We start from the raw sequence: 26,011 nt of genomic DNA, 5'->3' as shown, positions 1-26,011 counted from the left end.
CATTAAGTTAAGTATAAGGAGCTAATGCTGTAAAACAGTTATTTTGCAGGGTAATCCATTTAGTATGACCCTTGAAGAAAAGTTAGCACAGGCAGAAACCCATGTTTTTAAAACCGTTTTTCCCGATAGTACCAACCATCATAACACGATGTTTGGTGGAAAGATATTGCTGATGATGACGGAAACCGCTTTTATGACGGCCACCCGGTTTGCCAGGAAAGGCTTTGTTATTAAAAGCAGCGAGCAGGTAGAATTTATGCGGCCAATTCCAGCTTCATCTTTAATTGAACTGATAGGAAGCGTAGAGCGGGTAGGTACAACAAGCCTGCGTATTCGTGTAGATATATTTCTTGAAAAAATGCTGGAGGAAGGCAGGGATAAGGTTGTCACCGGTTCATTTACTTTGGTTGCGATCAACGAACACCATAAACCTGTAAAAATTATTTGACCCTGTTTTCAGGAATACCGGCCGACCAATCCCGGTTCCTGCAGATGCTATTGGCTATAACATCATACCGCCATCTACAATAATTTCCGAACCGGTAATAAAACCAGCTTCAGGACCGGAGAGATAAGCAACCAGCTTTGCGATATCTGCAGGGTCTCCCATTTTTTTCAACGGGATGGAATTTACCAGCTGATCATTGATCTGCTCCAGGGTTGTCGCATCTAGTCCTGCTTTTTTCATCACTTCTGTTTTATGGGGCCCCGGACTGATAATATTCACCCTGATATTCCTGGAAGCCAGTTCTGCTGCTGCCGTTTTGGCTATGGAGTTAAGCGCCGCTTTGCTGGCCTGGTAAACCGAACTATTGGGGTGGTAAGTAGCTGCTACAATGGACGACAAGATCACTACCGAAGCGCCATCACTCAACAGGGGAATTAACTTACTCAATGTAAAATAGGCCCCTCTGAAATTGATATTCATTACCGAATCAAAATTTTCAACAGAAACGTCTGCTATAGATGCAAAGCCGCCGGTGATGCCCGCGTTAATAAACAGGATATCAATTTTACCAAATCGCTCCTGCAGCTCCTCTTTCAATTTTTCAATATCCTCCAAACTGGCCTGATCGGCTATAAAAGGGATGGTCCCTGTTTCTGCGGCCGCTTTATATACAGCCTCTTTCCTTCTTCCGGTAATCAATACGGTTGCCTCCCGCGCTACCAGCTCTTTCGCTGCAGCCAGGCCGATACCGCTGTTACCACCTGTAATGACTGCTACTTTGTGTTGTAATGTATGATTCATCGTATAATTTTTTACAAAACTACCAGCTAAATGGTATACTTTTGTAACCAGTATCACAGAGTATACCAGTTATATTATGGCAATTACGCGGAACCAGGAAGAAGAATTAAAAGCGCTCCAGGACACCCTGTACTTTATCGGGGGTAAATGGCGCATACCTGTTATTAATGCGCTGTGCAATGGCAACAGGCGCTTTCGTGAAATAGAGCGCAGCATACCAGGCATTACCACGCGCATGTTATCAAAGGAATTAAAAGACATGGAGCTGAACAAGCTGGTGAAAAGAACCGTGTATCCCGACACGCCGGTTCTCGTGGAATACGAACCTACGGAATACTGCCGGACTTTTGGAGCAATCATTCAATCTATGATCGATTGGGGCAGGAAGCATCGCAAAACAATTTTACGGAAATCCTCATGATGTCAAATATGCTTACCGGAGATACTGGCTGGTTAGAGAGTCGTCTGCCTTTAATAAAGCTTCCGGTGTTCCTTCAAACATTACCCGCCCGCCCTTATGTCCTCCTTCAGGTCCCATATCGATGATCCAATCGGCATTTCTGATCACACTTACATTATGCTCGATAACAATTACGGTGTTACCCGCATCCACCAACCGGTTCATAATCGCTAACAGGTGTTCAATATCTGACATATGCAGACCTGTTGTGGGCTCATCCATCACATAAATGCTCCCCTTTTTATGCAGCTCGCTGGCCAGTTTTATACGCTGACACTCTCCCCCTGACAAAGTACTCAAAGGCTGTCCCAAACTCAGGTATTCCAAGCCTACATCTAACAATGCCTTTAGCTTTTTCTGGATTTCTTTTTGCTGAAAGAAGCCGGATGCTTCCCGTATAGTCATGTCCAACACATCCGCTATAGATTTATCATCGACCGTATAAGCTAATACAGCTTCCTTAAAACGGCGGCCCTGGCAAATCTCACAGGGTATTTTAATTCCATCCAGGAAAGCCAGGTCGGTATAGACTACTCCGGCACCCTGACAGTTTTCGCAGGCGCCTTCCGAATTAAAACTGAACAGAGAAGCACTCACCTGGTTGGTTGCAGCAAACACCTTACGGACATCATCCATTATACCCGTATAGGTGGCAGGATTAGAACGGGTAGACGTACCCACAGCTGATTGATTAATCACTATTGCATCCGGATATTGCTGCAGGAAAGCATGATGGATGAGAGAGCTTTTACCTGATCCGGCTACACCGGTAACTGCCGTGAGTACACCCACCGGAATACTTACATTTACATGGTGCAGGTTATTGGCATGAGCATCAACTACAGGTAAGAAGCCTGTAGCCTTACGAATATCTTTTTTAACAACAGCATCCTGCGTCATATATTGCCCCGTTAGTGTAGCTGAACTCAACAATCCTTCAAAGCTGCCTTCAAACATAATGGTTCCTCCCCTTTTACCTGCATGTGGCCCCACGTCTACAATATGATCAGCCACTTTTATAACATCAGGGTCATGCTCTACCACTATTACCGTATTGCCTTTGTCCCTTAGTTTTTTCAGCAGATCGGTGAGCCGGTGCACATCCCGGGGATGCAACCCAACGCTGGGCTCATCAAAAATATACATCACGTCTACCAGGCTGCTGCTCAGGTGCTTTACCATTTTGATACGCTGTGATTCTCCGCCCGAAAGTGTGCTGGTTTCCCGGTCAAGGCTCAGATAATCCAATCCTATATCAACCAGGTGCTGTAGGCGCTCTTTCAGGGTGTGCAGCATAGGACCTGCGATCGGTTCTTCAATATCTTTTAGAATGCTGATCAATTCCGTCACTTCCAAAGCAGCTAATTCCGCTATATTTTTGCCGGCGATCCTGCAGTTCAATACCGCCTGGTTTAAACGGGCTCCTTTGCACAGCGGACATTCCTGCAATCCGATATAGGGCGCCACCTTTTTTTGGGTGCGCTCCGACATTGTTTTAAGATCGCGCTTGATAAACGCTTTGGTGAATTTTTCGATAACTCCCTGGTAAGTCACATTCATTTCACCACCGCCAAAAGCCATTTTAACCTTAAGAGGTTTGCTATACAACAACAAGTCCATTTCTTCAGCAGAATAATCACGCAGTTTCTTATCGTTATCGAACAATCCCGATCCCTGGTACATCGCATTTTCCCAGGCAGCAAACACGGGCACCTGAACAGCGCCTTCATTCAAAGATTTATCCTTATCCAAAAAAGAGTCTGCCTTTACACCCATTTTTTTACCGAGGCCGCTACATTCAGGGCACATACCTTCAGGATCATTAAAAGAAAAGACATTTGAGTTGCCAACGAAAGGCTGTCCCACCCGGGAGAATAACAATCGCAATACAGGCGCTATATCGGTGATCGTACCAACGGTTGAATGAGATCCTCCGCCTAACCGCTTCTGGTCCACTACAATCGGCATGCTTAAATTTTCAATTGCATCTGCATGTGGTGGTGCATACCGCGGCAGGAAATTGCGCACAAACATCGTGAAGTTCTCATAGAGCTGGCGCTGTGCTTCCGACGCAATAGTATCAAACACAATGGATGATTTACCTGAACCGGATACCCCGGTAAAGATGGTGATCTTTTGTTTAGGTACGCTTAGTGAAATGTTCCTGAGGTTGTTTTCACGGGCGCCTTTTATATGTATAAATCCTTTATCCATTGTCAGCTTTTCGTTATTGATTCGTTTAGAGTTTAAAAAAGGGCATGCAAAATAGCATATTTTTTGACCGGTGGGGAATTTTTGTATGCAAAGCCGAACATACATACATAGCCGCTATCCGGCCTTGGCTCTGGTAAGGTGTTTGGCCTTAAAAAATATCTGATTGCCTCTGGGATAGAAGAATAACACTTAAACTATGCATAGTTCAGGTCAGGCTTTACGGGAGAGCAACAACCACCTGAATTAGGTATCTATCAGATATACCCGGCAACCAGCAAATGGCTAGCTTTATAGCAACTAAACCAATCAAAATGAGTTCCTTTAAATACGCTGCAAAAAATGCAGCGCCAATATATGAATCGGTAGTCAACGATAAAGGTAAAAAAATCATCAATAAAATATTGATGGGCACTTATGTCACGATACTGGAACAGCAGGGCAACTGGTACAGGGTTGCTACAGCTGGTCCTGATGGATGGATACACTCAGATAATCTAACCGACTATATGGGTCTTAAAATATTCTTCCTGGACGTCGGACAGGGAGATGGCGTACTGATAGAAACAGGCAAATATCGCCTGTTGATTGACGCGGGTCCCGATAACAGCATGCATAGCTATCTCACTAAATGGCAGTTCAGGTACCTGCTGGATTCCGATAAAAAGATCCATATAGATTATGTAATTATCAGTCATTTTGATACCGATCATTATAAAGGCCTTATCAAAATACTGGACGACAACAACTTTACCTTTGGTACCCTGATTCATCCCGGCATCCTAAAGTTTGCGACCAAAGACAATCCCTATACCACGGGGTTGGGTAACACCATTAAACATTCAGGCAAAACCATACTCACCCATGTTTTCGACGATCTGCTGAACATCAATGAACCCCATCCCTTTAACCGCGATACCTCCAATTTCATGGAAGCTTTACATAAAGCGCACAGCGAAGGTAGAATCACGGCTACTCAAAGATATGAGCAAGGATCCTCTATACTCAATACAACCGTCGAAGGGAAACCTTTTAACATCGAAGTGCTTGCTCCTTTTACGGAAAATACACCCAATGGAAAAGGCTTTATGTATTGGAAAGACGTTGGCAAAACCATCAACGGTCACAGCCTGGTGATTAAACTTTATTTTGGCAACAGAACCGTTTTGCTGGGCGGCGACCTCAATACGCTTTCCCAGGAATATCTCATAAACCAATACGGAAATGATCATCCCTTCGAAGTAGATGTAGCCAAATCCTGCCATCATGGAGCTTCCGACTTTACCGAAAAGTTCATGCAACTGGTAAATCCTTACGCCACGGTCATTTCATCCGGCGACAACGAAGGGTATAGTCACCCGCGAGCGGATGCCATTGGCTGCGCCGGTAAATATTCGAAAAGCAAGCGCCCACTGGTATATTCTACCGAACTGGCCCGGTCTACAGATATCAACAGTAACAAAATACTATTTGGAATGATCAACCTCCGTTGTAACGGAAGTCATATTTTCATGAGCCAGATGAAAGAACGAAAAAATGATGCAGACCTCTGGGATGCTTACGAGATCCTATAAAATCTTTATGGGCAGATCCTTAGGTTGAATAGCGTTCTATCAGCGCACCATCTGTGATCAGGAGTAAAATTTCGGGGCACACTATTTGTTTTTCACTCCAAAAAACAATGGCAAAAGCTAAAAGTGCGACTAACAAGTTGGGCGTAAAAAACTCGCTGGTGAATAATATCAACGCCCGCAAAGAAAAAGGCGTGAGCAGAAGCAAAGATGATTCTACCATCAGCAAAAAAGCTTACGAAGACATGCAAACTAAATGGAGCCGTAATAAAAAAGATGACTAAATACACAACAACCGGCTAACTCATAATCTGGAAAGCTGCTTCTTCACCGGTATTAATAGCTCCTTCCATAAAGCCCTGCCAATCGGCCAGGTGTTCGCCGGCAAAATGTACATGTTTGAACGGGCGACTCAATATGGGACGCAAAGAAAACCATTGACCGGGACCGTACAAAGCATAGGCTCCTCTGGAAACAGCATCATTACCCCAGTAATAATTCACCTGCTTACGTATGAGGTAAGCTGCATCTTTTGTAAGAGGTTGGAGCGTATCTGCGATGGTGCGAGCATTCATTATATCATTCTGGTTCGCTACTACCGCAGCCTTATCACCTATGCTGTAAGAAATTAATACACCTTCAGCACCCGGTTGCCCCTTTGTTGCATGATAAAAATAATGGGGCAGCTGATCTGTAACCATATCAAACCCATCTTCCTTCCAAAACCGCCGTTTAAACAACACGGCGTGTTTATTGATGCGGGCATATTGTAAAGCATTTATGGCCTGTAATTTTTCTGGCGGCAAAACCGGGCTCCAGTTAATTTTCGACATTGCAAACGTCGGGATGGCACAGATTAATTTATCTGCGGTAAATTGTCTTCCATCAGCGCTGGTAATCGTTACTTTATCAGCTTGATCCACCTTCATAACCGTACAACCTAACAGGATATTTTCCCGGCCAATAGCATTGGCCAGCTTTATAGCCAATTGCTGATTACCGCCTTTAATTTTTAAATCCATTTCGTTCTTCTCACTGCTTTCTGCGTATTCTGCCAGCGCTGCAAAAGCTGATACCTGACGGATGCTCTCTCCAAAATCAGTGCTATCGAGCAATTCCTTAATCTCCAGATCCCGGCCATCACATCCATTATTCACCAGGTAGCGCCACCAGTCATACTGGTCCAGATACTGCTTATCCTTATCGGTTAAATCAGCATAGCCTTTTAGCAATTGATCCCATTTTTTATTCCAGGCTTCGCTAAAATCCCAACTTCCTGCAGGAGCATAAGTGCCTTTATAAATCAAATGGGTATTCATTTGATTATTGACCAGATCCAGCTTAAACTGTCCGCATAGTTCCCGGATACGACTATGCGAATTGCCTACCCATTCGCCACCCAGCTCAATCACCAGCTGATCAGTAATTTGATGCGAAAACACACGCCCCCCTATCCGGTCTCTCGATTCTAACAACGCAACCTCGTAGCCTTTTTGCTTTAAAGCATATGCAGCGGAAAGGCCGGCCAGCCCGGCGCCGATACAAATAACGGCTGGTTTCTTTTTGATTGTTGCAACAGCACTCACATGCTGTTGTATGATAAGTCCCGCTGAGATTAAAGCAGATTTTTTGACAAAGTTCCGGCGTGAGATCATGATAAAAAGTTTCACTGCAAAAATGAAACAAGTTACCCAGTCTCATCCTCCCTATTATGAGGGATGCATGCAGGAAACAATGGCCAGGTAATGTAAGGCCAGGATTTGAGCTATAACCTGCTATACTCCTTTTTATAGCGGCTTAAAGTGGCCGGGCTAAGCGTCTGCAGTGTTTTAGAAGATAACAGAACCTGATTCATTCCTGCCAGGAAGAAGCCCAGGCAGGCCCTTACTGCTACCGGATATTTCCTGGCCAGCCGGATCGTTAATTTCTGTTCATCATAAGTTAAGCGACTAATGACCAGTTCCAATCTTTTTGTAACGGAGCTATGCTGTAACTCCTCCCTTCTTTGAAAAATCAGGATCATATCCAACACCTGCAAATAAGGAATCAAATCATCGGAAATAGAATGAGGCTGCGTAAAAAAATGGATCCTGTAATCCATTGTTTCCAACGGTGATAGCTTTTGCTGTATAGATATGTAGATATGCCTGTGCTCCTCAAAAAAGAGATCTTCCATTATCGACATATCAATAAGGTAGGATGGTGTTATGTATCCTGCCAGCACAGGCTTTATTACAGCAGCAGCTTCCCGGTAACTCCAGTCACCCTCTAACCGGTTCAGAACTCTAACCAGTTCTTTTTTAAAAGCAATACCAGGATTAGATGCCGGCATATAAACAGATTGAACCTGCAAGACAGGTCATATTACGATAAAATCAACCTCCGATATTAATATCCCACAGCATAGTCCTTCGGAAAAGGCTTGCCCGACCATGCTTTTAGCTGCGTCCATTCTGTAAAAGGAGCCGACCAGAATGCATCGGTAACAGGAAGTCCTAATGCGAGAAACACCAAAGATGTTACGTACATGCTACCCGTGTTAGAATAATAATCGGCCAGATCAGCTTGTGCGCCGCCAACGAGGCCCATGGTAAGCCAGCCTGTTTTAGTAAAAGTTGATGGAATAAACATACGCCGCATTACCCTGCTAAGCGCACAACGAACCTGGGCCGGTTGAATTTCCTTAGGTAATTTTTGCTCTAAAGCTAATTTAACCAGGGGTTGAAAAGCGCCTACCCGGTAAGTAGAGGATCGACCTACCACAAGATAAGACCCCTCGGGTGATATATAACGCTCCTGGAACGACGCATAACGCTGCATACGTTTATAAGCGGTCTCATATTCTTTTGCAGTGCGTCGGCCATGTGCTACATTTACCCGCAACACATCTACCAACATGGGATGCATTACAAACCCGTTGTAATGATCAAAATGAAACTGATCCCCGTCGCTATACCAGCCATCACCCACATACCATTGGTTCACCTGGTCAATAGCATTATCTATTCTTGAGGCATCTATATCTTCTCCAATGCTTAGCAAAAAGCTTTCAATAATGGCAGCAAATAATAACCAGTTGCTTTTAAAAGGTTTTATCCGGCGGATCGTTTTAAATTCATGAATATAATGCTGTTTGGTTTTCTCGTCTAACGGTTTCCATAATGCATCGGGTGCATATAAAAATGCCTGTGCAATATGTGCTGCATCTACCAGCGGCTGAGCTGTTTTTCCTTCTCCCCAAAACAAATAATCGGGACTCTCCGGATCTACAGAATGAGCAAGACTTTCCTGCGTTTGTTTTAATAATCGCGCACGCACTTTACCCTCAGCAGTGCCATCAACAGGTAAGGCCAGGAAGGGAGCAATACCGCCGATCAAACGCCCAAACGCTTCCATATAAGCCACCTGCTTATTGCGCCCGTCCCATGTAGCGCTATATTCCACTGGCATATTTTTCCGCAGTTCACCTTTACTCATGTTCAGCAATACCGGTGTTGCGATCTTATCTAAAAGCGAAACCCAATAAGCTCGGTCATTGGCGGGTGCTGCTAAAGAGGATGCATTTTCTTTTTCTGCGGCTACGCTCCTGGAAAAAGGTATGGAGCCTGCTAAGCCTAATAAAGATGATAATCTTAAAAAATTCCTTCTTTGCATATCGGGCATTTACTTTTTAAAAGGATTGAAATAGCTGAGCCTTTCATTTTTGTTAGGGTAACTCTGAAAGTAGCGTCACCAAATGTAACCGGCTGACTCATGCTACATATGGGCTTTTTCCAGCTCAAGGGCATTGATCTTCCCCGTTTTGGTATCTATTTTAATTACAAAAGGATCTTTACTCATAAAGCTTGCGGGAAGGGTAATATCAAAATAAACATTTTTATCTAAATCGATACCTATATCAACGAACTTCATTTTTAAAGATGTTTTATTTGCCAATAGACTTGCCGCCTCGGGCACCTGGGTTGCCGATCTTGGAATTTTTAACCTGATCTGGTTATTAACCGGACGGTTAAAAACAGTTAGATATAACGCATTTACTTTTTGCGTGTAATAGCCATACGGGGAAGGCGCCAGTGCCGCGTGGGTAGCTCCGTAAACAGCCTCGCCATTGAGCTTCATCCAATCACCCAGCTCTTTAGCCAGCTTATCTTCCCCGGTATGCATTTTCCCGTTTCCATCCGGACCGAAATTAAGCACAAAATTGCCACCCATTGATACCGAATGCATCAGCATATCAATTAAATCATAGGATGTTTTGGTATAAAACCGCGACCAGTCTTTGATATATCCCCAACCATTAGGCGGTATGGTCATTACACAATCCCAATCATTACCATTCAGCCATTCGTACTGGGCCGGCAGCTTACGCTCCCAACCCTGCTCATAATCACCCAACAGGTCGCCATTTGAGTCAAAATGTCTTTTACCATGCTCATCGTTTCTAAAACGGCTCCCGATAATTAGACCAGGATGCGCATTACGCAAATCCTTTTCCAGTTGGTAGGTCCACTCATAAGCATTGATCCATGCCTTATCCCATGTACCGTCGAACCAAAATCCTTTCATCTTCGGATAATTATCCATTAACTCAAATAACTGGTTGCGTGTAAAAGTTAAAAAACGATTATAGGATTCTTTTTCTTCTTCTGTTTTAGGTGCAGAAGTTCTGTAATCTTTATTGTTCCAGTCGATGATTGAAAAATAAAGATATACGTCGATTCCTTCGGCAGTATACGCATCTATCAATTGCTTAACGATATCTTTTTTGTAAGGTGTTTGTGCAATCGTATAACCGGTATACTTGCTCGGCCACAGGCAAAAACCATCATGGTGTTTGGTGGTGATGATCATATAGCGGGCACCCATTTGCTTTGCCTGGCTAGCCCATCGCTTCGCATCAAAATTTTTTGGGTTGAACTGCTTGTACAGATTATCATAGGTCTGCTGCCAGTTGGGGGGAGCGGTATTACCCGACCATACTCTTATCCATTCCGAGGCTGTAGGAGCTTTTACGCCATTCCATTCGCCACCTGCAATGGCATATACCCCCCAATGTATAAATTGTCCCAGGCCATATTCACGAAACCGCTGCATATCGGCGTCGGTTCTTTTTCCTTTGTTTAGCGGACCAAATTTTACATCAATGTGATCATTGGGTTTTTCTTTAGGACCTTCCCAGGATTGGGCCTGGCTACTGGTACAGGAAACAATCCAAAATAATATAGCCGTTACTTTATATATTCTTTTTTTCATCCTGATGGTTTATGAGTTGCTTAATATATCAGTATAGTTATAAGTACCAGTCTTTATAGCGTTTCAGGGCTTCAAGATAATAATAATCAGCATAAATCAATGGCACATCCACTTCAGAATTGGAAGGCAGTGCGCCCGTACTGTGCTTTAACAGAAAACCACCATTCTCACCCACTTTTGCTTTATACTTTTCACCTGATAATGAAATAATCATATCCTTTGCGTTACTCACATATCCTTCCTTTTCAGCTCCTTTAGTGTATTGCCCCAGCTCCAATAAAGCGGAAGCAATTACAGCGCCGGCTGAAGCATCTCTTTTCGCATGAGGAATATACGGCGCATCAAAATCCCAGTAGGGTATTTTATCCTTTGGAAGGTTGACATGATTTAATATAAAACCAGCCACTTTCCTGGCTTGATCCAAATAGCGTTTGTCTTTGGAAAACCGGTACATCATTACATAACCATATAAACCCCAGCCCTGCCCGCGCGACCAGGCCGAGCAATCGGCTGCACCCTGCCAGGTAGCTTTGCGGATGACATCACCCGTCTCCATATTATAGTCGATAACATGAAAGGAACTAAAATCAGGTCTGAAGTGATGTTGGAGCGTAGTATTGGAATGCGTTACCGCAATCTCTTTATACTTTGCGTCTCCGCCATTGAGGCTTGTCCAGTACAGCAGCTCGAGGTTCATCATGTTATCTATGATCACCGGGCCTTTAAAATACTGATTGGTATTCCAGGATTGTATGACTTTTGCCCTGGGCCGGTAACGGCTTGCCAAAGCCGCCGCAGACTGAATAATAATATTTTTATACGATCCATTCTTTGTTATCCGGTAAGCATTACCAAAGCTACAGTACATCATAAAGCCCAGGTCGTGATTGCCGGTATAGGTTTTATTAGGCTCAATTACTTTCAAAGCCCTTTCAGCTTCGTTTTTGATAACAGGGTCGCCGGTTTGTTCATAAATATACCAGAGAGAGCCGGGATAAAAGCCGGTACACCACCAGGTGCGTTGATAAGCTATAAATTTTTTATTCTTCTCATCGTAAGACTGGGGCATTTTATCCGGCGGCAGTTGCTTCATCATATACTGATACTGCGAATCGGCAAAGGCAAAATTTTCTTTAATTAACCGGGCCATATCTTCCTGGGCACCAGCCTGCGCAACAATGAGATGTAATCCAATTGTCAATAAGGTTCTATACATACTTTGTTTGTCCACTAAAATTTCTGATTATTAATTGATCAATCTTACCACCCGGGATTCTGTAATATGGCACCTCCGGCTTTATTTACTTCAGTTAGCGGTATGGGGAAATTATACATTTTGGGTGTTATAAACACGCGGGTTTCAGCCGTTACCCTTTCACCGGTTGAAGCCGGGGTAGCATAGCGTCTTCCTACCAATGGTCCTTTATTAACATCTTCGGCAATCTTCCATCTTTTGATGTCAAAAAAACGATGCGCTTCTTCGAGAGCCAGCTCTACTCTTCTTTCATTTCGGATAACAGCACGCATTTGATCTTTATTTAAAGAAACCGGTAATGTGTAGGGATTCAGTCCCCCACGTTGACGTATCGCTTCTACTGCCTGGTATACTTCCTGGCCGGGACCTTGAAACTCGTTAAGCGCCTCGGCGTAATTCAATAACACCTCTGCATACCTGCTTACAATTAGCCCTGCATTGGTAGAGAGTCCCCCGCCCCCTGTGGCACTTTCATTACAAAGCTTTCTGAATAAAAAGCCTGTCCTTGTAGAAGTGCCAAAAACATCGCCTGTTGTAGAATTTACCGCAAAATTGATTGCCGAAGATGTAGTAAGATTATTGTTGAGCCACAAAGCCCCCTGGTACAAAATGGTAACATAAAACCTTGGGTCACGATTGACAAACGGGCTCGTCTCACTATAGCCAGATTGCGGATCGGCAATCGGTTTTCCATTACTCATATCAAACGCATCCACCAAAGCATGTGAAGGAAAGGAATAGTATTGGCCTCCCCTGCTTGGTGGTAATAACCTGTTCTCAGTAAATCTGCCCGAAGTTGGAAGAATGGAAAATATCAGCTCATCGTTCACCCTTTGCGTTGTTGCAAGGTATAATCCGTGTTGTGAGGTGATTGCAGGGTTCCCCTGTAAAAGACTATATTGGCCCAGATCGATCACGGCTTTTGCGGCATCAGCTGCTTTTTTCCAGCGTTGAGGGTCTGAATCCGTATACCCTATCAGTGGAGCCACGGTGGGATCGGTTGCTATATTGTTGCCATTAAAGAGTTGACTTGCCGCATACAAGAGCAATTTAGACTTCAATGCTAAGGCAGCTCCCTTTGTGGGCTTTCCAAAATCGCTGGCCTGGTGCTTTAAAGGCAGCGCTGCAGCGGCTTCATCCAGCTCCTTACTGAGATAATTAACAGTTTCTGCAAAAGTTGCGCGGGTTGCTTTTATAGGATCTGTAAGTGTATACACACTATCCCCAACCAGGGGAATACCACTATATAACCTAAACAGATGCAGATAATAATAGGCCCTTAAAAATTTAACTTCGCCCGCCAAGCGGCTCTTAACAGGGCCAGAAATAGGTACCCGCCCGCTGTTCTTTAAAAAAATATTACACCACCGTATATTCCTATACCCCATGGTCCAGGCATTGTTGAAGCGCGACCAGCCAGACTCTGAAGGAAAAGTATTAAGATTAAACATCGGAGCAATCTGGGCGTTACCACTCCACCGGTTTTCGGCATCGTCTGTGATATCGGCGAAGCTCCAGTAGCCACCTCCACTGTGTTCCGCATTGTCTAAAAAGTAGTTATAAGAAAGATTTCTATAAATAGAGGTAACGAACTCCATTGTCTGGATACTGTCCGAAAAAACCTTCTGTTCATTGTATGGAATATCATCCGGGTTTACATCAAAGAGACTGCTCTCCGAATCTTTCCTGCATGAGCCTATCAAGAGACTAATCCAAACAGGTATGGTCAATAGTACATATTTTGCTTTCATCAGCTTGTTTTTTTAATTTAGATAACCAGGGAACTGAATTTTAAAATGTAGCGCGTAAGCCCAGGTTTACCACTTTCATTTGCGGATAATCAGAATAGGCTGCAACCGTATTGTTATTCTGTGATTCCGGATCTACATCATAGATCTTTAACCTATACCAGGTAATCAGATTCTGACCGTTTCCAAAAATCCGGAATGCTTTGATGCCTGCCTTATTTAAGAGCTTGCTTTTAAGCGTATATCCCAGTTCAAAATTTTTAAACCTCAGGTAACTTGCGTCTCTTAACCAAAACGAGGACAGGTCCCAGTTGGGCCCGCCTAGCCTGGGGAGCTCGGCCGTGGCTGCGGTTTCGGGCGTCCATCTTTGCTGATGTATTTCCTGCGGAGCACCGTTAACATTACCAATCTGCAGCATAGTATTAGCAGCCAGATTATTACCGGTTGCTCCCTGGAATAATACGGAAAGATCAAAGCCTTTGTAACTAAAGCCGGCAGAAATACCAAAAGTATAAGGCGGTACCCCGGGCAAACCGATAGGGACAATATCCTGGTCGCTTATAACACCGTCTCCATTTATGTCTTCATACTTCAGATCGCCAGGCTTTAGGTTACTCCTGAAATCTTTAGGTCCATTGTCAATTTCTTCCTGGGTTTGAAAAAAGCCTAAAGCTCTATATCCAAATATCTGGCCTACCGGATTGCCTGTTGTCATGTTTAAAGGGTTCCGAAAATTAAAGGGTTCGTCTCTGAATACAATGGTATTTTTGGCAATAGACAGATTGCCTCCAACAAAATAGCTTAGGTTGCTACCTGCCATATCTTTATATTTTAATTCAAATTCCCAGCCTTTGTTGGATACCCGCCCGATATTGGTAGGCGTTAGTTCAATGGAAGCGAAAGTGGGTACGGTAGCACGGGTAGACAAAATATCGTAACGTAATTCGTCAAATCTGTCTACTACAATATCAATCTTATTATTAAACAGCTTTATATCTGCCCCGATATTATAAGCGCGCTTCTTTTCCCAGGTAATAGTTTCATTAGCAATGGACGCCGGGGAGATAGTAGCTATACCACTGGGTACTTCGCCAAATAAATAGCTATTGGTTGATCTGTTGTAACGGTCTACATACAGATAATCGGTTGCTGCAATATTATCTGTACCGGTTGTACCATAAGAACCACGTATCTTAAACAGGTTTACAAATTTTACATGATCCCTGAAAAAACTTTCTTCAGAGAGGATCCATCCAGCAGAGTAAGCTGGAAAATAACCAAATTTCTGCGAAGATTTAAACTTATCTGTTCCGCTGTAAGAACCCGTATAACCTACGATGTATTTATTGTCATAGGTATAGACAAACTGCCCGTTGACACCTTTATACACTTCAGTTCTGTTAGGTTGACCTGAAGCTCCATTAATGGTTCGGGTGATGACTTCCATACCCACCAGGTTAGCGGATATGCTGTGTAAGGAAGCAAAGCTCCTGTTGTAAGAAAGTTGCAGTTGCTTATTCGTTCTTCTCACCGGCCTTGTAATGCCTGCCGACCTACTCAAAGGAGCCAACCTAGTCAGATCACTGAATACCGGGGTATATGATCCGTCATCATTATAGATATAAGTTGGAAATCTGGGCCGGGTTAAATTCCTGGTGAAACCTGTGTTTTGCGCAAATGAGTAGGCGCCGCTTATCTCAAGGCCGTTCGTTATGAAGCCTAGTTTCTGGTTACCGGTAATATTTATATTAAAGTCGTTGTTGAATTCCCTGCTATAACCGGCATATTCCAGTATTCCTTTGGGGTTCAGGCTATAGTTACCGATCCTTCCGCCATAGCTTCCATCTGGGTTGTTTACCGGGTACAACCAGGGTGTTAACACACCACTTGTAATACGCCTCCACATTGGCCAGGCCCCGCCAGTCATTACATCGGGCAAATTAGGTTCGTTGATCTCGCTGAAATTGGCCCTCAGGTCGGTTTTTACAGTCAACGTTTTAGTAACGGTAAAATCAAGGTTGGTACGCAAATTGAACCTCCTTAAATAGTAGTTACTATTAAAAGGCTCACTTTTGGGTACTTCGGTTAATATACCATCCTGGAACCAATGCGATAAGGTAAAGAAGTAACGCATAATACGATTACCACCCGACATATCAATGTTCTGGTTATTTTGCGCCGCGTATTTCCTGATCAACTCATCGTACCAGTTCACGCTAGGATACTTGTAGCGATTGGTGCTATACCTGAAACTATCGATAGATGCCTGGGAATAAAGGCCGCCTTCTTCCACATCTGCATTGGCACCCTGCTGTATGAGCTGTTCCCGTATCAATGACAATGCATCTGCAGAGCCCAGCGGCTTTCTCAAAAATGTGGGCGACTGTAAACCGTTGTTAATGGTAACGTTGATAACGGGTTTGCTTTCTTTACCTCTTTTAGTAGTAATCACAATCACACCATTGGCCCCTCTTATCCCATATACTGCGGTGCTGGCGGCATCCTTTAAAATAGAAAAGCTTTCCAGCTCGTTTACGTCTATCTGGCTGAGCTTGGAATAATCGAACTCCATGTTATCTACTATAACCAGGGGTGTATTGATGCCTCCGGTAGTAGCATAAGTACTAACGCCCCTGATGAATACGTTGGCAGCATCTCTTCCAGGTTGCCCCGTAGTTTGTTGCTGAAAAATACCCGGCATACGGCCTACCAATGCGTTTTGAAAACTGGCCGAAGGACTTTGTGCCAGCTCCGCTCCGCTAACCGTACTGATAGCTCCTGTAACGGTAAGTTTTCGTTGCTTCTGAAAGCCGGTTACCACCACTTCGCCCATTTCTGTATTGTTAGACTGTAACCTGATCAAGTAATAGCTGGAATCTGGCTTTATCGTAATCTTCGTAGCATTATAACCAACCGAGCTTACCTCGAGTAGGTCCCAATTGCTCACTTCCATGGCAAAAGATCCGTCCTCTGATGACAGCACTTGTTTGGATCCAGCTCCCGCTATTTTAATAGTAGCATAAATAACCGGCGACCCGTCCTGATTTACGGTACGCCCGTTTATCGTTTTTGTATTTTGAGCGCTGGCCATATTCAGAAAAAATATAAACAGCAACAGGAAAATATTTCTCATAATATTGGATTATTATTTTAGTTCCAATTAGGATTTTGGGTTAATGATGGATTCCGCTGTATTTCTGAAAATGGTATGGGATACCAGTACATCTTCGATGCGTCGAACGTGGATTGTTCTACATTGAATATATTATACGTTAAGGTAGAGCCATTGGTGATTCTCATTCCCTTCACTGGTTGATTCATCACCGTTTCAGCAATCTTCCATCTTCTTATATCCCAGAATCTATGCTCTTCAAAAGCCAATTCAATACGCCTTTCATTCCTGATAATTTCACGCATTTCGTCTTTGGTTGCCGCAACGGGTAATCCATACAGCGCATCAACACCGGCGGCAACACCTGCTCTTTTACGTATATTGATCAGTTGCTGGTATACCGGTGAAGAAGTTTCTCCCGGACCATTTAATTCATTTTCAGCTTCCGCATAGTTCAGCATTATCTCACCCAGCCTAAACAGGATATGGTTGTGTGTTTGGTTGGATATAGAGGCCGATGTTTCAAAAGCTCCCATGAATTTTCGCAGGTAATAACCCGTTCTGGTTTTGTTTTGCGTATTGAACGGGTTATCCAATCCGCCATCATAAGTTTGCACCGGCCGGTTGAACCAGCTTTTCCCATTGTAAAAAATACTGGCAGCAAACCGGTCATCCCTGTCAGCGTAAGGATGGGCAGGATCATAGCCCGACCCGGCTTCGTTGATTCTTTTACCAGTCGTTTTCATTAGGTAAGCATCTACCAGGTTTTGAGAGGGATTGTTGGCGCCTCCCGAACCCTGTACATAACTAACCGGTCCATTGAGCGTTTCTATACCTATACCTGCGGTTTTTATCTTTGTGAAAATGATTTCACGGGCGGTACCGGTTAGTCTCACAGAATTAAACAAAGTGATGTAGTTGCTGGCTAAACTGTAATAGTTAGCATCTAAAATCTGCTTAGCGGCTACCGATGCTTCACGCCAGTAGTCCACGTTGTTACCAGTGTTAAATAATGGACTTGCTTTATATAAAAGCACCCTCGACTTAAGGGCCATAATACCGCCACGGGATACCATACCCCAGGTAACATCGGGTTGGGCCAATGGCAGCGCGTCCTCCACCGCTGCATCTAGCTCACTTATAATGTAATCAAAAGTTTCACCGGCAGTTTTCCTGGGAATATCAATTTTGGAATCGAATTCATAAACAGCATCATTCACTACCGGTACACCGCCCCATCGCTTCAATAATTCAAAATAAAAGTAGGCTCTTAAAAAGCGGGCCTCGGATTTCATCTGCGGTTTTAAAACAGCAGGTCGCACCGGTACTTTATCAATATTGGCCAAAAAAACATTAGCCCTTCTGATGCCTTCATAGTTCTGTGCCCATAGTGTTCCTTCAAACACATTTCGTGAAGACACCCAGTTCTGACGAAATGAGCCCGTGGTATTATCGAAATTAATATGAACGCCGTCGTCTGTCGCCGACTCCAAAAACCCACCATTGAGACGGCCATAAATTTCGGGGAGATAGGTATAAATTCCGTACAGATATTTCTTGGCCTGATCGGCATTCGAATCGCGCACATCGAAAATATTGTCGAGGTCATTTCTTTCAAAAGGAATTTTCTCCACTTCCTTTTTACAAGATGTAGTTGCCAATGCCATCAGCACTACAATCAATAATGTATATATAATAGCTTTCATCAGTTTTTAAATTTGTCGTGTTGGTTTGCCAGGTATCCCTGTCTGTTAAAATTTCAGGTTTAAACCACAGTTAAACACCCGGGTATTAGGTAACAAGGATGCGGTTACTTCGGGATCCATATTTTCGAGTTTGGTAAACGTGAGCAGGTTGAGGCCATTGATAAAAATCCTGGCTCCCTTTAGCTTAATGGTATTGATCCAGTTTTGAGGAAGGTTATAAGCCAGCTCTACATTTTTGAGCCTTATGTAACTACCATCTTTCAGCCAGAAACTGGAGGCCCGGTGATTATTGGGGTTATAGCCTAAACTCAACCGGGGGTAAGTAGCAGTTGCAGCGGTAGCTGCGGTCCATCGGTTTAAATGCATTTCTGATGCCTGGCCAATACTATTGTTAGCGCCTGTTTGAAACTCCAGGTTATTCAATACATTCGTCCACACATTATTATTTTGAGAGCCGTTCCACAACATCGAAAATTCTATACCCGACCACCTGGCCATAAAAGATAATCCGTAAAAAAACCGGGGTCCTTTGTTGCCTAAGGCAGTTTCGTCAAAGATGTCGATACATCCGTCGTTATTGAGATCTTTATACTTTATATCGCCCAGTTGAGGCGTGTAACCTTCAATAACAGGAGCATTATCCAAATCGCTTTGCGTGTTGTAGAAGCCATCAGCTACGTAACCAAAAGCCTGGTTCACCGGCTGGCCTGTTCTCGCCATGTATGAATAAGAGACCGGTAATTCATCATCAAACACTAATTTGGACTGTGCTATTCCTACGTTGGCGTTAATGAAGTAGTTAAACTTTTTCTCTGCCCCGTTATTATAGTCAGCGCTGATATCAACACCGGAATATTTCAATTCACCCAGGTTCTCTACGGTTAAAGCTGAGCCCAGAACAGTGCTGGCACCGCTCCTCCGTAAAATAAGATTGTCAGTAATAGTATTGTTAAAGTAATCGGCAGACAGCGACAACCGGTTGTTCAGCAAACCCATATCTACTCCCAGGTTCAGATTGCAGGAACTTTCCCATCTCAAATCTTTGTTCACCAAAGCCGGCTCCCTGATGGTTGCACTTGACGTGGGTGTCGTAGATGTTCCGGTATAGAACAAAGGACCACTTTCAGCATATTCTACCAGGTAGGTGAAATTGCCAATATTCAGATTATTACCTACTTTACCATAGGAGGCCCTTAGTTTAAGAAGGTCTATTGCATTAGAGGTAAACCAATTTTCAGATGACAGTTTCCATCCCAATCCTACAGAAGGAAATAATCCCCACTGATTGGCCTCGGGCAAACGGTTAAAGTAAGAATAGGCAATAGATACATCTCCAAAATATTTATCGCTATAATTATAAGAATAGGTATTCAGGATGTTTTTGTTTAAAACAGGCAGATCTCCGAATCCACCGATATCCGACCGGTCAATATTGTATAATAACTCGCTATGAAGCTGATGCTTATCTCCTGACCAATCATAGCCCAGCCCTCCTTCCATGTAAAATTGCCGGTTCTGACCATTATAAGTAATACTGTTGGCCTGGGCACCCGCTGTCGCGATCTGGGAGTAAGTGGTGTCATTAACCGTTCCAATGGACATGGAGTATACCGGGAATGTTTTGGAGCGATTGATCGTTTGCCCGAATGAATAGTTAAACGATGCAATACCTTTGGCATACAAGCCTTTAATAAAGGGTAATTCCTGTCTTAAGGCTACATCAGAATAGAGTATCCTGTCAAAAGTTCTCCTATAGCCTGAATTAAAGGCGCTACCATAAAGGTTATCCCGGTACTGAAGTGTACCAGCCAGGGAATCGCGCGGATCAAAAACCGGGTAAGCGCTATTAGGCGTGTAATAAAGATTATTGTATATCGTGGCTACCGTTGCACCCGGCTGATTCAGTTCGCGTATCCGTGTAAAGATGTTCACACCCAGGGTTGTTGTTTTAGTGGCTTTCACATCTACGTTAGCTCTTATCAGATAGCGCTCTGCATAATCGTTGGTTTCGTAGGAGTTCAGATCTTTTCCCGATTTCAAAAAGCCATTTTGGTTCAGATAGTCAAAATCGAGATGATAGCGGGCGGCGGCCCCTCCTCCATCAATATTGACGTTGTAGCGCTGCATGCCCGCATTCCTGTTGGTCAGCAGATCCCGCCAGTCAACGTTAGGATGCCCGAATTTATCGGCACCCGATTTATATAAGTCCAGGTCAGACTGGGTGTAGCGGGCGGTACCGCCCTGGTTCACTATTGCCTCATTCAACAATAAGGAATAATTATAAGCATCCAGGTATTTTGCCTGGAAAAGCTGCTGCTGTACACCGGCTTGTGCGGTTGCAGAAATTCTTGGTTTGGAAATTCCTCCGCGCCGGGTGGTAATGAGCAGTACGCCATTGGCACCCCGCATCCCGTAACGGCTTAAACTAACCGCATCTTTTAATACAGTAACATGCTCCACCTGCTCGGGATTAATGGAAGACCAGGACCTTACTATGCCATCTATTACAACTAAAGGTGTTTGCCCTCTCAGGTTCAGTGCACCTCCACTGAACCGTTCACCCGACGACATGCGGATGTCCAAACCGGAAAGCAGTCCGTGTAAAGCCGTTTCTATATTTGTTACCGGAAAAGATAAAAGCCGCGATCCGTTAACTGAGTCCAGAGATCCGGTTGGAGGTAGAAAAGTCTGGAATGGACTTTTATATTGAACGGATGTTACTGTATCCTCGTCCTGCGAAAACGACAGATAAGGTAGCATCAAAGCCAGCGAGACAACCATAACCCGCTTAAAAAATAGAATACCCGTTAATTTTTCCATTTGCACTTGCGTTTGAAGAGTCTGTTAATATTGGTTTGAATGCGCAGCTCCGGTTGGTATATCAATCGTTAACGCGGATCGCTCATCAGGTGATGAATGTAGATCCGGTTTTAAAATGGTACAGGCGGCTCTTTTAAATAAAAAAGGGGGTAATTATAAACACGCCGGGTAAAAGACTGATATTCAATAAAAAAATTATTCATCTGGTTGAATAACCCGATGAACAAGTCTAAAAAAGAAGACTTTTTTAATTACTATCAGGCTGATACAGTCTGATATCTACTATATATATGGCGAACTGGTCAGAAGCAGGTATTTTCCAGCTCAAAAAAATCGGGGGTTTTCTTAAATAAATCAGGAGGTTTTTATAAAGGGTACTATAAAATGCTGATTTACATAATAAGATCAAATCCGCGTTCTGACAGGATATTCAGGAAAAGTATTTTAAAGTCCCCAACAAATTGTAGTTTCAGGCCAGGAAATGGCCTCTACTTTTTTAAACATTTTATTTACTGCTTTCAGGATTTTAAGTGTATTCGCGTTTACAATGAACGCAAAAGCTCAAAAACCAACCTTCAATAGCTGGAATACAGAAGCAGGTCTTTCGCGCAACAGCGTTTATGCCATAGCCCAGGATCGATCGGGGTTTATATGGCTGGCTGCGGGCGATGTTTTAAACAGGTTCGACGGAAGAGAATTCAGGACATACAAACCGCCAACGCAGGATCGCATCGCCGCCGAAAATGACATCAATTCATTGTTGATCGATCGAAAGAATCTATTGTGGATGGGAAGCAGTAATGGCTTGTGGATCTACGATATCGAGAACAATAAATATCACCGGGCCAGATTCGGCAACGGACGACAGCCCTCCATTTTATGCCTGTTCGAGGATCAGCAGTCCAATATCTGGGCAGGAACCGATACCGGTATTTTCAAAATAAAAAACAGGGAGGACTTTGTTTTTGAACAATGGGGCAGTTCAAAAAAGGATGGAGTTTTCGAGCAGCGGATACGATCTATATTTGTAGACCATGAAAATACGGTTTGGGTAGGCACTTATGCCGGTCTTACCCGCATGTCAGCAACGCGGCAGGGACTTCAATACCAACATTTCAGCCATGATCCCTTAAACCCGTTGAGCATCAGCAGCAATATTGTCACCACCATCAATACCGACAAGTATCATAATCTCTGGATAGGTACGCAAAGCCAGGGCATCAACCTGTTGAATAAAAGCGACGGAACTTTTACCCGTATTAACACCCATTCAACCCGTCTACAATTAACCAATAATATCATCAGGGTGATTAAGCCGGATATGGATGGTAATATATGGGTAGGAACCCAGGAGGGGTTATCCAGAATAAACTGGGTGTCCCAAACCATCGAAAACTACCGGAACGATCCGAAAGACAAACACAGTCTCAGCCAAAACTCCGTACATAGCATTTATATAGATAAAAATAAGCTGGTATGGGTGGGCACTTTTTTCGGAGGCATTAATGTAATTGACCCTTTTTCCTCGCAATTCCGTACCTGGCAAAATAATGGCACAGCTGCCGGGCTGAGTAATAATGTAGTAAGCTCTATCGCCTCTGACAAAACAGGAAACTTATGGATCGGTACAGAAGGTGGCGGCATGAATCAATACAATAAGCAACAGGATACTTTTACTTATTATACGTATGGAAACAGCGCAATTGGGTCTAATTTAATAAAATCTATTTTCAGGGATAGAGACGGGAATATGTGGATAGGCACCCATGCAGGCGGGCTGAATTTATGGGAAGGCCGTTCCTTTAAAAAATATTTTTATCATCCTGAGGACCCACTCTTTTTAAGATCAGAAATCCCCACTATTGCTGAAGACAAAGAAAATAATTTGTGGTTAGGGGTGCAGGGCGGCCTGAAAGATGTGCAGGTTTTTAATAGAAGTGGTATAACACTCTCTGACATAAGCCATCGTTACAATAGATCAGCGTTAAAGGGCCGGGACATCAAAAAGATATTCCCCGATTCAAAAAATAATATATGGATGGCCACTTCATCGGGATTATTTTTAATACGCGCGGGGGAAAAAATAGTAAAACCGGCCAACCGTTTTGCCGGACTACCGGATTCGTCTCATGCTTATTTTAATTGTATACAGGAAGATAAGAAGGGAAATATCTGGTTTGGTATAGAAAAAAGCGGGCTGCGAAAATACAACCCTTTCACCGGAAAAGTCTATTCATTCAGATTCAGCAAGCCCGGCGAGCAAACTACCATTTATGGCATACTGGAAGATATCAAAGGATATATATGGCTGAGCTCAGGCAACGGGCTTATAAAGCTCAACGCCGCTACTTCAAAATATCAACGTTACACAAAGACAGACGGATTACCATCCAATACCTTTAATTATAATGCCTATTTTAAAGGGGATGACGGACGGTTTTATTTCGGAGGCTTTAATGGCCTGGTAAGTTTTGATCCGGCATCTTTTCGCTCCAATAACATACCCGCACCGATACAATTCACCGGACTAACTACTTTAAACCACCCCGGCATAACAGATATTGTAACCTCTGCCGGGTTAAAACTCAGTTACGATCAGAATATTTTCACGGTAGGATTTGCATTATTAAATTACCTGAAGCCTGAAAAAAACAAGTATGCTTACCAACTAAAAGGATTTGATGAGCAGTGGACTGAAACAGATAACCCATCTGCCACCTACATGAATTTGAAGCCCGGTAAGTATATACTGGCCGTAAAAGGAGCAAATAATGATGGTATATGGAGCGAGGTCAAAGAATTGTCGATTGTAGTATTACCTCCTTTTTGGCGCACCTGGTGGGCTTATCTCATCTATATATTATTGTTTGCAGGCGTTTTGTTTGTTGTGATCCGTTTTTTCTATTTAAGGGAACTCATAAAAAAAGAGGAGGCCTTACATCAGCATAAACTTGATTTTTTCACCAATGTTACGCATGAGATAAGAACACATTTAACATTAATCCTGTCGCCGGTTGACAAAATGATCACCGACAGGGCCAGCGACGGTTACCTGCAACAACAGTTTCAACATATTAAGAAGAATGCCAACAATCTGTTACGCTTATCTGAGGAACTCATGGATTTCAGGAAGGCAGAAACTGAAAACATGCGCCTGCAAATAGCACCTCATGATATTATAGCCTTTATTAAAAATATTTATGAGCATTTCACCGAAATATCGCTGGTGCGGGATATGCATATTTCTTTTACCCATAATATTCAACATCATATCCTGTATTTTGATACAGAGCAGCTGGAAAAAGTTTTTTTTAACCTGATCAGCAATGCATTTAAGTTCACGCCCGATGGAGGCAAGATAGCAGTGCATATAGAAGATGTGCAGCATTATATCAAGGTATCAGTGTCTGATAACGGGCGAGGAATCGCTCCCGAATATAAGGATAAGCTATTCAATAACTTCTTCCAGGTAAACGATAGCGGATCGCAAAATAAAGGCTATGGTATCGGCCTGGCTTTATCTGCCAAAATAGCCGCGCTTCATGGCGCACGTATTGAAGTGGAAAGCGAACTTTCTGAAAATAAACCAGACGAACGGCGCACGACTTTTTCAGTATTCCTGCAAAAAGGATCCGAACATTTTAACCAGCGGATCCATACACCATCTCCCCACGTAACTTTAGATAAAGCATTGCCGGAAACGCTGCCTTCAGAACCAGACAGCCAGGCAGCGCCCGTGGTCGTCATTGATGAAAAGCAAACCAGTCTTAAAAAATTCACAGTACTGGTGGTTGACGACAATCCGGGTATCCGGCAAAATATCCAGGAAATACTGGAGCAAACGCATGCGGTAGTAGTAAAAGACAATGCTGCTGAAGGCTGGAGCTATGCAAGTGAGTACCTGCCTGATATCATCATCAGCGATGTAATGATGCCCGAGGAAGATGGGCTAAGCTTCTGTAACAGGATCAAGTCGGATGTGAGAACCTGTCATATTCCGGTTATATTACTTACTGCCAAATCCACGCAGCAGGACCATATTGAAGGATTGCATAAAGGAGCCGACTTGTATCTTACAAAACCTTTTAATCGTACCATTCTCGAACTGAATGTAGGCAACCTGCTGACCACCAGTGAAAGGGTTCGTCAATATGTGGAGCTTCGCATTCGAAAAGGCATACTCACCGGTTCCGACCGCAATACAGCCAACGGGCCCGTAGTCACTCCACTGGATGATGAATTCCTGAAGAACGTTTTAGCAATCATCGAAAGTCATCTGGACGACGGGGAGTTCAATGTCCCCATGCTGGCACAAAAGGTGGCCATGAGTGTCCCGGTGCTTTATAAAAAAATGAAGGCCGTAACCAACCTGTCAGTAAATGATTTTATCAAGTCAGTGAAACTACAAAAAGCAGCAGCGCTGCTGAGAAGTACCAACATGGCTGTTTATGAGGTTTGTTATGCGGTAGGTTTCCAGGATCGAAAGCATTTCAGTACCGAATTCAAAAAGAAATTTGGAAGCAGTCCTAAGCAATATGCAATGGACACTCGCAATAATCATCCTGATGACGGAGCCGACGCTGCAGGCCTATCGGAAGGTTAAAGTTTTTTGTGGCAGGACTTTTG

At 43.5% G+C, this 26,011-nt stretch carries 16 protein-coding genes; 5 read left to right on the top strand and 11 right to left on the bottom strand.

What is annotated here, in order from left to right; all coding sequences use genetic code 11:
* Positions 1 to 64 precede the first annotated feature (64 nt).
* Complete coding sequence (locus U0035_RS22770) at positions 65 to 448, top strand: acyl-CoA thioesterase (protein WP_114791255.1); 384 nt, start codon at positions 65 to 67, stop codon at positions 446 to 448.
* Positions 449 to 502: 54 nt separating this feature from the next.
* Here U0035_RS22770 and U0035_RS22765 read toward each other — a convergent pair whose 3' ends face one another.
* On the bottom strand, positions 503 to 1,249 hold the full coding sequence (locus U0035_RS22765; protein WP_114791254.1) for an SDR family oxidoreductase: 747 nt from the start codon (positions 1,247 to 1,249) through the stop codon (positions 503 to 505).
* Positions 1,250 to 1,325: 76 nt separating this feature from the next.
* Between U0035_RS22765 and U0035_RS22760 the strand changes: the two genes are divergently transcribed.
* Positions 1,326 to 1,670, top strand: coding sequence for a winged helix-turn-helix transcriptional regulator (locus tag U0035_RS22760; RefSeq protein WP_114791253.1), 345 nt, complete (start codon positions 1,326 to 1,328; stop codon positions 1,668 to 1,670).
* Between the two features lie 12 nt (positions 1,671 to 1,682).
* On the opposite strand, the gene U0035_RS22755 is transcribed toward U0035_RS22760, so the two are convergent.
* Complete coding sequence (locus U0035_RS22755) at positions 1,683 to 3,923, bottom strand: ATP-binding cassette domain-containing protein (RefSeq protein ID WP_114791252.1); 2,241 nt, start codon at positions 3,921 to 3,923, stop codon at positions 1,683 to 1,685.
* Positions 3,924 to 4,234: 311 nt separating this feature from the next.
* Between U0035_RS22755 and U0035_RS22750 the strand changes: the two genes are divergently transcribed.
* A complete protein-coding gene (locus tag U0035_RS22750) occupies positions 4,235 to 5,494 on the top strand; it encodes an SH3 domain-containing protein (protein ID WP_162817883.1) in 1,260 nt (419 codons plus the stop codon).
* Between the two features lie 107 nt (positions 5,495 to 5,601).
* Positions 5,602 to 5,775, top strand: a complete 174-nt coding sequence (locus U0035_RS22745; protein ID WP_170138307.1) for a hypothetical protein — start codon at positions 5,602 to 5,604, stop codon at positions 5,773 to 5,775.
* Between the two features lie 15 nt (positions 5,776 to 5,790).
* Here U0035_RS22745 and U0035_RS22740 read toward each other — a convergent pair whose 3' ends face one another.
* The 9 genes from U0035_RS22740 to U0035_RS22700 form a co-directional block, all read right to left on the bottom strand.
* Positions 5,791 to 7,077, bottom strand: coding sequence for a flavin monoamine oxidase family protein (locus tag U0035_RS22740; RefSeq protein WP_245957737.1), 1,287 nt, complete (start codon positions 7,075 to 7,077; stop codon positions 5,791 to 5,793).
* Between the two features lie 179 nt (positions 7,078 to 7,256).
* Complete coding sequence (locus U0035_RS22735; protein WP_114791249.1) at positions 7,257 to 7,823, bottom strand: hypothetical protein; 567 nt, start codon at positions 7,821 to 7,823, stop codon at positions 7,257 to 7,259.
* Between the two features lie 56 nt (positions 7,824 to 7,879).
* On the bottom strand, positions 7,880 to 9,145 hold the full coding sequence (locus U0035_RS22730; protein ID WP_114791460.1) for a DUF2264 domain-containing protein: 1,266 nt from the start codon (positions 9,143 to 9,145) through the stop codon (positions 7,880 to 7,882).
* Positions 9,146 to 9,247: 102 nt separating this feature from the next.
* Complete coding sequence (locus U0035_RS22725; protein WP_114791248.1) at positions 9,248 to 10,744, bottom strand: alpha-L-fucosidase; 1,497 nt, start codon at positions 10,742 to 10,744, stop codon at positions 9,248 to 9,250.
* A 37-nt stretch (positions 10,745 to 10,781) separates the two neighbouring features.
* Positions 10,782 to 11,975 carry a glycoside hydrolase family 88 protein gene (locus U0035_RS22720; protein ID WP_245957736.1) on the bottom strand — a complete coding sequence of 398 codons (1,194 nt, stop codon included), beginning with the start codon at positions 11,973 to 11,975 and terminating at the stop codon, positions 10,782 to 10,784.
* 29 nt (positions 11,976 to 12,004) lie between these two features.
* Entirely contained in the window at positions 12,005 to 13,750 is a 1,746-nt protein-coding gene (locus U0035_RS22715) for a RagB/SusD family nutrient uptake outer membrane protein (RefSeq protein ID WP_114791247.1), read from the bottom strand.
* Positions 13,751 to 13,790: 40 nt separating this feature from the next.
* Positions 13,791 to 16,880: a SusC/RagA family TonB-linked outer membrane protein gene (locus U0035_RS22710; RefSeq protein WP_114791246.1), complete on the bottom strand. Its 3,090-nt coding sequence runs from the start codon at positions 16,878 to 16,880 to the stop codon at positions 13,791 to 13,793.
* A gap of 17 nt (positions 16,881 to 16,897) precedes the next feature.
* The gene (locus tag U0035_RS22705) at positions 16,898 to 18,565 is read right to left on the bottom strand and encodes a RagB/SusD family nutrient uptake outer membrane protein (RefSeq protein ID WP_114791245.1); all 1,668 of its coding nucleotides are present in this window, start codon (positions 18,563 to 18,565) and stop codon (positions 16,898 to 16,900) included.
* A gap of 45 nt (positions 18,566 to 18,610) precedes the next feature.
* Positions 18,611 to 21,385, bottom strand: coding sequence for a SusC/RagA family TonB-linked outer membrane protein (locus tag U0035_RS22700; RefSeq protein ID WP_114791244.1), 2,775 nt, complete (start codon positions 21,383 to 21,385; stop codon positions 18,611 to 18,613).
* A 547-nt stretch (positions 21,386 to 21,932) separates the two neighbouring features.
* Here U0035_RS22700 and U0035_RS22695 point away from each other — a divergent pair.
* A complete protein-coding gene (locus U0035_RS22695) occupies positions 21,933 to 25,988 on the top strand; it encodes a hybrid sensor histidine kinase/response regulator transcription factor (protein ID WP_162817882.1) in 4,056 nt (1,351 codons plus the stop codon).
* Positions 25,989 to 26,011 lie beyond the last annotated feature (23 nt).

Source organism: Niabella yanshanensis (assembly GCF_034424215.1).
Classification (GTDB): Bacteria; Bacteroidota; Bacteroidia; order Chitinophagales; family Chitinophagaceae; genus Niabella; species Niabella yanshanensis.
Note: the sequence above shows the minus strand (reverse complement) of the source record. Positions and strands in the feature narration are given on the sequence as shown.

Excerpts from the sequence above, each read along its gene's own strand:
- U0035_RS22745 (WP_170138307.1), top strand. The coding sequence starts at position 5,602 with ATGGCAAAAGCTAAAAGTGCGACTAACAAGTTGGGCGTAAAAAACTCG.
- U0035_RS22705 (WP_114791245.1), bottom strand. The coding sequence starts at position 18,565 with ATGAAAGCTATTATATATACATTATTGATTGTAGTGCTGATGGCATTG.
- U0035_RS22725 (WP_114791248.1), bottom strand. The coding sequence starts at position 10,744 with ATGAAAAAAAGAATATATAAAGTAACGGCTATATTATTTTGGATTGTT.
- U0035_RS22760 (WP_114791253.1), top strand. The coding sequence starts at position 1,326 with ATGGCAATTACGCGGAACCAGGAAGAAGAATTAAAAGCGCTCCAGGAC.
- U0035_RS22750 (WP_162817883.1), top strand. The coding sequence starts at position 4,235 with ATGAGTTCCTTTAAATACGCTGCAAAAAATGCAGCGCCAATATATGAA.
- U0035_RS22755 (WP_114791252.1), bottom strand. The coding sequence starts at position 3,923 with ATGGATAAAGGATTTATACATATAAAAGGCGCCCGTGAAAACAACCTC.
- U0035_RS22735 (WP_114791249.1), bottom strand. The coding sequence starts at position 7,823 with ATGCCGGCATCTAATCCTGGTATTGCTTTTAAAAAAGAACTGGTTAGA.
- U0035_RS22765 (WP_114791254.1), bottom strand. The coding sequence starts at position 1,249 with ATGAATCATACATTACAACACAAAGTAGCAGTCATTACAGGTGGTAAC.
- U0035_RS22715 (WP_114791247.1), bottom strand. The coding sequence starts at position 13,750 with ATGAAAGCAAAATATGTACTATTGACCATACCTGTTTGGATTAGTCTC.
- U0035_RS22730 (WP_114791460.1), bottom strand. The coding sequence starts at position 9,145 with ATGCAAAGAAGGAATTTTTTAAGATTATCATCTTTATTAGGCTTAGCA.
- U0035_RS22710 (WP_114791246.1), bottom strand. The coding sequence starts at position 16,880 with ATGAGAAATATTTTCCTGTTGCTGTTTATATTTTTTCTGAATATGGCC.
- U0035_RS22695 (WP_162817882.1), top strand. The coding sequence starts at position 21,933 with ATGAACGCAAAAGCTCAAAAACCAACCTTCAATAGCTGGAATACAGAA.
- U0035_RS22700 (WP_114791244.1), bottom strand. The coding sequence starts at position 21,385 with ATGGAAAAATTAACGGGTATTCTATTTTTTAAGCGGGTTATGGTTGTC.
- U0035_RS22770 (WP_114791255.1), top strand. The coding sequence starts at position 65 with ATGACCCTTGAAGAAAAGTTAGCACAGGCAGAAACCCATGTTTTTAAA.